Below are 3749 nucleotides of genomic sequence, written 5' to 3' on the forward strand. Positions count from 1 at the left end.
GCTGTTAATCGTAGCAGGACATGAGACAACAGTGAATTTAATTACGAATACGGTATTAGCACTTCTTGAAAATCCGAAGCAATTACAATTATTAAAAGATAATCCGAAATTAATTGATTCAGCTATTGAGGAAGGATTGCGTTATTATTCTCCAGTTGAGGTGACGACTGCAAGATGGGCGGCTGAGCCGTTTCAAATTCACGAACAAACAATCCAAAAAGGAGATATGGTTATTATCGCATTAGCTTCAGCAAACCGTGATGAAACAGTATTTGAAAACCCAGAAGTATTTGATATTACACGAGAAAATAACCGTCACATTGCCTTTGGGCATGGTAGTCATTTCTGCCTAGGAGCACCACTTGCTAGGTTGGAAGCAAAGATTGCTATTACTACTTTGTTTAAACGGATGCCATCGTTACAAATAAAAGGTGAGCGTGAAAAAATTAATTGGCAAGGTAATTATTTAATGCGTTCTTTAGAGGAATTACCATTGTCTTTTTAGAATAGTTATATTGAGACATGCATACACGACAAATGATTAACATAGAGTATGTATGTGTTATTTAAATTCGAAACGGAAGGGTGAAAACATCCCAATGATCAACTAATTCTATTTGTAAGAGATCTTCGTTAAAAAACGAAATATTCTTCTGAATAGGATTAGTATGTGCATGTATAGAAAAGGGATGTGTTTCGCACTGCGAATATATAGTCTTTTCATATGATTTGTGCTGCCTCCTGTTCAGAACACGAAATAGGAGGCTTTTTTATGTCGACGACTGCAGAAACGAAACAAAATCATGGGGTATCACAAGTATTAAAAAATCGATTTGTGCAAGGGATTCTAGCATCAGCATTATTTTTACAAGTTGGAATTTGGGTTCGTAACTTTGCGATATTACTTTATGTTATGGAAATGACAAAAGGAGATGCATTCGCAATTTCGATGATTTCAGTTGCTGAATTTGCTCCCATTTTTATTTTCTCATTCATTGGTGGAACTTTTGCTGATAGGTGGAAGCCAAAGAAGACAATGATATGGTGTGAGACGTTAAGTTCTATTTCCGTATTCGCTGTATTAATTACTCTTATGTTTGGAACGTGGAAAATCGTGTTTTTTGTGACGCTTATTTCTGCAATCCTTTCGCAGTTTTCTCAACCATCTGGTATGAAGTTGTTTAAACAGCATTTATCAACGGAACAAATTCAATTAGCGATGTCTATATATCAAACAATATTTGCGATTTTTATGGTGTTAGGACCGATTCTTGGAACATTTATTTTTCATAGTTTTGGAATTTATATTTCAATCATCATAACAGGTATCGCTTTTTTACTTGCAGCAGCTGTGTTGTTATTTCTTCCGAAAGATCTTGAGAATGATAATGAGAAGAAAGAAATTACGCTGTTACAGGAAATGCTGGATGGTATTAAATATGTAAAAAAGAAAAAAGCATTAACTTTGCTAGGGTTTTGTTTTATGGCAGCTGGACTAGGTATAGGTTTAATTCAGCCACTAGGCATCTTTATTGTGACTGAGCAGTTAGGGTTATCAAAAGAGAGTTTACAATGGTTACTAACAGTAAATGGTGCGGGAATGATTGTTGGCGGGGCTTTAGCGATGGTATTTGCGAAAAACGTTGCTCCCCAAAAGATGTTAATTGTAGGGATGCTCGGTCAGGCAATTGGAATTGGTATTATAGGCTACTCCACAAATTTATGGGTGACACTTACGGCACAACTTTTTAGTGGTTTAGCTCTTCCATGTATCCAAATTGGTATTAATACGCTCATTATTCAAAATAGCGATACCGATTTTATTGGTCGCGTGAACGGCATTTTAAGTCCACTATTCACCGGTTCAATGGTAGTAACGATGAGTATAGCTGGTTCCTTAAAGGAGATGTTTTCATTAGGTACGATGTACGAGGGGACGGCTCTACTATTTATAATTGGATTATTGTTTATTTTACCTATATACAATTTAAAGCCAGTAATAGCAGTAGAAAGTGAAATGAATGGTAAAGGAAGTGCTGTGCAACATGAATCCTAATCCAAATGTTAAATACCCTATTGAAGGAAATCAAAACGTTCATTTTATAAAAAATACAATAACGAAATCTAATATATTTGTTGGTGACTATTCTTATTATGATGCGAAAGATGAAGAAACATTTGAAGATCGAGTATTATATCATTATGAATTTATTGGGGATAGGCTTACCATTGGAAAGTTTTGTTGTATTGCAAATGGAGTTACCTTTATTATGAACGGAGCGAATCACCGGATGGATGGATTTTCGGCATATCCATTTAATATATTTGGAAATGGGTGGGAGAAGTATACACCTAGTTTGTCTGATTTACCTTACAAAGGTGATACAGTTATAGGAAATGACGTTTGGATTGGTATGGATACAACTATTATGCCCGGAATAAAAATAGGGGATGGTGCAATCATTGCAGCTAAATCCGTTGTGACTAGAGATGTCGTACCATATACAATTGTTGGCGGAAACCCTGCAAATAAAATAAAGGAACGATTCACAAATACAATAATAGAAGAATTATTGCAAATTCAATGGTGGCATTTTGACATTGAAAAAATAACCGAAAATATAGATGCTATTGTACAAGGAGATATTGAATCATTAAGAAAGTTAAAAAGGTAATAAAAAATGCATGACAAATAGTATCATACCTCCGAATTTTGTTAATGATAATAGAACAAGGAGGTGTGATACTATGGCACAAGACGTTTTATGTGAAGTAAACAACTGTAAATTTTGGGCTAACGGCAATAAATGTAGTGCAGATGCAATTTATGTAGTAAGTCATAAAGGTAAACATGCATCTACAACTGAAGAAACAGATTGCAAAACTTTTGATCCAGAAGTATAAATTTTTGAAGGGTAGCCAAATCGTGGTTGCCCTTTTATTAATTATAGTATTGATAATAAATCTCATTTTCATTCATTGTTTTTAACTTTTCTTTTTATTTTTTCATATTTTCTTCATAAGTGATGCAATCCAGAGCAATTCATGTTCAATACGTGATTTACTAAATTCAATGACTTCTGTAATAAAAGATGAGCTAACATGTAAAGATTGAATAGCAGTAAGTTGTTTATGTAGTACGTCTTGGCGTATTGTTAAAATTTCTTTTCTAGCTTCGTAATCAAGTTTTTCAAATAGYGCGATACGCACAAGGAACTCAGCGTTATTTGTCGCAATCTTTTCGGGAAACTCTCTTAACATTTCAGAAAAAATTTCTTCTCCTGTTTCAGTTATGTCGTACATATTTCGGTTTGGCTTTCCGACTTGTTTATGTATTTTTTTCGTTATAGCGCCCATATTTTCGAAGCGCCGAAGAGCGGGATACAGTGTATTATGATTTAATTCGAAATTCTCACCTAACCGATTTTGAACATTTTTCTTTATTTCATATCCATGTTTTGGTCCAGTCGTTAATTCTGCTAGTAATAAAATGTCAACGTACATAAAAATCCCCCTTATATATTTCTCAAGTTCTCCAATGAAAAATCTCCTTTAACATATGTTAAAATAACATATGTTAGATTATACAACTTTGAACTACCGACCTATCACTTTTATTGTAAAAGAAAAGGGAGGAAAGAACTATGGCTTCGCCTGAAAATGTGATTTTAGTTCATGAAATTTCAAAGCTGAAAACAAAAGAAGAATTGTGGAATCCGTATGAGTGGTATGAATTTATGAGGGATAAC

At 34.1% G+C, this 3749-nt stretch carries 5 protein-coding genes and 1 pseudogene; 5 read left to right on the plus strand and 1 reads right to left on the minus strand.

Going from position 1 to position 3749, the window contains the following annotated elements; translation table 11 throughout:
- The 4 genes from AC1DJR_RS21125 to AC1DJR_RS21140 form a co-directional block, all read left to right on the plus strand.
- Positions 1-505, plus strand: a 505-nt coding sequence (locus AC1DJR_RS21125; RefSeq protein ID WP_477003435.1) for a cytochrome P450, incomplete at its 5' end; no start/stop codon positions are given.
- A 267-nt stretch (positions 506-772) separates the two neighbouring features.
- Entirely contained in the window at positions 773-2056 is a 1284-nt protein-coding gene (locus tag AC1DJR_RS21130) for an MFS transporter (RefSeq protein ID WP_002127654.1), read from the plus strand.
- Positions 2046-2675, plus strand: a complete 630-nt coding sequence (locus tag AC1DJR_RS21135) for a Vat family streptogramin A O-acetyltransferase (RefSeq protein ID WP_429687195.1) — start codon at positions 2046-2048, stop codon at positions 2673-2675. The genes AC1DJR_RS21130 and AC1DJR_RS21135 overlap by 11 nt, the downstream gene beginning before the upstream one ends.
- A gap of 73 nt (positions 2676-2748) precedes the next feature.
- Complete coding sequence (locus tag AC1DJR_RS21140) at positions 2749-2904, plus strand: DUF1540 domain-containing protein (protein ID WP_000046089.1); 156 nt, start codon at positions 2749-2751, stop codon at positions 2902-2904.
- Between the two features lie 102 nt (positions 2905-3006).
- Here AC1DJR_RS21140 and AC1DJR_RS21145 read toward each other — a convergent pair whose 3' ends face one another.
- A complete protein-coding gene (locus tag AC1DJR_RS21145) occupies positions 3007-3504 on the minus strand; it encodes a PadR family transcriptional regulator (RefSeq protein WP_088033681.1) in 498 nt (165 codons plus the stop codon).
- 140 nt (positions 3505-3644) lie between these two features.
- Here AC1DJR_RS21145 and AC1DJR_RS21150 point away from each other — a divergent pair.
- Positions 3645-3749, plus strand: a pseudogene (locus tag AC1DJR_RS21150) (cytochrome P450); the annotation flags it as partial.

Source organism: Bacillus sp. 05T31 (genome assembly GCF_056396725.1).

Bases quoted from the DNA above. Each gene is read 5' to 3' on its own strand.
- AC1DJR_RS21135 (WP_429687195.1), top strand. From the start codon at position 2,046: ATGAATCCTAATCCAAATGTTAAATACCCTATTGAAGGAAATCAAAAC.
- AC1DJR_RS21140 (WP_000046089.1), top strand. From the start codon at position 2,749: ATGGCACAAGACGTTTTATGTGAAGTAAACAACTGTAAATTTTGGGCT.
- AC1DJR_RS21130 (WP_002127654.1), top strand. From the start codon at position 773: ATGTCGACGACTGCAGAAACGAAACAAAATCATGGGGTATCACAAGTA.